The sequence below is a fragment of the Sinomonas sp. G460-2 genome (genome assembly GCF_047759905.1).
Taxonomy (GTDB): domain Bacteria; phylum Actinomycetota; class Actinomycetes; order Actinomycetales; family Micrococcaceae; genus Sinomonas.
The window spans coordinates 1-2191 of the sequence record NZ_JBKZWT010000457.1 but is presented as its reverse complement, the minus strand read 5'-3'; the positions used below and the strand labels follow the sequence as shown (position 1 = coordinate 2191).

Here is a 2191-nt window from a genome sequence, read left to right as displayed (position 1 = left end):
TCGAAGTCGCGCCTCGACGAGGTACGGCGCGAGCGCGCGAGGTCGAGCCCCCCGACGATCTCCCCGGCGCGCAGGAGGCATCCCGAGGAGCGGCCAGCGGGGCCGCACACGACGTTCGCGCAGTAGTGCATGCCGTACGTGAAGTAGACGTACAGGTGGCCCGGTGGGCCCCACATGACCTCGTTGCGTGCGGTCCGGCCGTTGTACGAATGCGAGCCGGGGTCGGCGTGTTCGGAGTCGCGATGCCCGCGGTACGCCTCGACCTCGGTGAGGCGGACGCTCACGCTGCCCTCCGCCGTCGTATGCGTGAGCACCGCGCCGAGGAGGTCGGGGGCCACGGCAACGGGATCACGGAGGAGCCAGCGGACCAGCTCGTCCGGGTTCATTGCTCGCCCACCCCGCCAACCATCAGCCCGCGACGCACATTAGACCTTCCGACCGCCCATCAGCCCTGCCCCGCCACCCATGAGCCCGGCCCACCCGCCCTTAGACCGCGGGGACGCCGGAGGGCCAGGGCCCGATCTCGGGAAGCGGGACCGCGGCACCTCCGCGCTCCGCCCGGACGGCGCCGTGGCCCGTTGCGCGGCCCGCGAGCCACGCCGCGAGGTCCTGAAGCCGGCCTCCCACGAGGACCTCGTCTCCACCGGAGCCGAGGCGAATCTCCTCGCCCGGATCAGGCCGCAGCACGAACGTGTACGCGGCGGGCACGCGCGGCTCAAGGAAGCCGAGCAGATGCCGACAGAATCCCTCAGACCACTCCTGCTGCGTGCAGCCGGTCCCGAGGTCCGTGTGGTGGATCACGAGCTCGCGCCACAGCGCGAAGCCACCGTCGCGGACCACGCCGTTGCGGTACGTGATGGGGCGATCCCAGTCCACGGGCTCGAGCCCCCCGAACGCGCCCACGGCGACGTCGATCGCCGCGCCGACCCGCTCGCGATGCTCGTCCGCGGTGGCGCCCGCGGCCTCCTCGATCGCGCGATTCCGGGCCTCGTAGCCGCCGTCGTACAGCTCGACCTTCTCGCCGCGCCGCGCGTACTCGAGCTGCCGGGCCATCGCCGAGCAGATGCCCTGGACGTGCGCCAGGACGTGGCCACGCGTCCACCCCGGCAACTCGGACGGATGGCTCACGGATTCGTCGGTGAGGCGCTCGAGCTCGGCCCGAACCCCCTTCGCGGCGGCGTGGATCTCACTCAGGAGGTGGTCATCGCTGAGGGCGGCTTCTGTTCCCATGCCATCAGGGTAGCCAGTCGCCGCCCCCAACGATGAGGCGTCAGCCCGCGAAGCTTCGCGCGTCCGCGAGCTGGGCCTTGAGTGCCTCGAGCTGGCGGGCGACCGCCGACGGCGCGGTGCCGCCTTGCGCGCTCCGGCTCGCGAGCGATCCTTCCGTGCTGAGCACCGAACGCACCTCGGGAGTAAGCGCCGGGCTGATCGTCGCGTACTCCAGATCGGTCAGGTCCCACAGCTCGACGCCGCGGCTCTCGGCTTGGCGCACCGCCGCCCCGGAGAGCTCGTGCGCCTCGCGGAACGGGACGCCCTGGCGCACGAGCCACTCGGCGATGTCGGTCGCGAGGGAGAAGCCCTGCGGCGCGAGCGACGCCATGCGCTCGGTGTTGAACCGGAGCGTCGCGACCATGCCGGACACGGCCGGGAGCAGGAGCTCGAGGGTGTCCGCGGCGTCGAAGACGGGCTCCTTGTCCTCCTGGAGGTCCCGGTTGTACGCGAGCGGGAGGCCCTTGAGCGTCGCGAGCAGTCCCGCGAGGTCGCCGATGAGGCGACCCGCCTTGCCGCGCGCGAGCTCGGCGACGTCCGGGTTCTTCTTCTGCGGCATGATCGACGAGCCGGTCGAGAACGCGTCGTCGAGCGTCACGAAGGAGAACTCCTTCGTGGCCCACAGGATGACCTCCTCGCTGATCCGCGAGAGGTCCACGCCGATCATGGCCGCGACCCACGCGAACTCGGCGAAGACGTCGCGCGAGGCCGTGCCGTCGATCGAGTTGTGCACGGCCGAGTCGAAGCCGAGGTCCGCCGCGACGGCATCAGGGTCGAGGCCGAGCGACGAGCCCGCGAGCGCGCCCGAACCGTACGGCGACACCGCCGCGCGCTTGTCCCAGTCGGCGAGGCGCTGGACATCCCGCAGGAGCGCCCACGCGTGGGCCAGCAGGTGGTGGCTCAGGAGCACGGGCTGCGCGTG

General features: G+C 72.0%; 3 protein-coding genes. All 3 read right to left on the bottom strand.

Annotated elements, in window-relative coordinates:
- A partial coding sequence (locus ACLN58_RS21355) for a DNA-3-methyladenine glycosylase (protein ID WP_415857224.1) occupies window positions 1-386 on the bottom strand: 386 nt, incomplete at its 3' end.
- Window positions 387-486: 100 nt separating this feature from the next.
- Window positions 487-1230, bottom strand: a complete 744-nt coding sequence (locus ACLN58_RS21350) for a maleylpyruvate isomerase family mycothiol-dependent enzyme (protein ID WP_415857223.1) — start codon at window positions 1228-1230, stop codon at window positions 487-489.
- 40 nt (window positions 1231-1270) lie between these two features.
- Window positions 1271-2191 (bottom strand): argininosuccinate lyase (gene argH / locus ACLN58_RS21345; protein WP_415857222.1); only part of this gene is annotated, 921 nt, incomplete at its 5' end.

What these genes read in the sequence shown, in the direction of transcription:
- ACLN58_RS21350 (WP_415857223.1), bottom strand. Translation starts at nt 1,230, where the DNA reads ATGGGAACAGAAGCCGCCCTCAGCGATGACCACCTCCTGAGTGAGATC.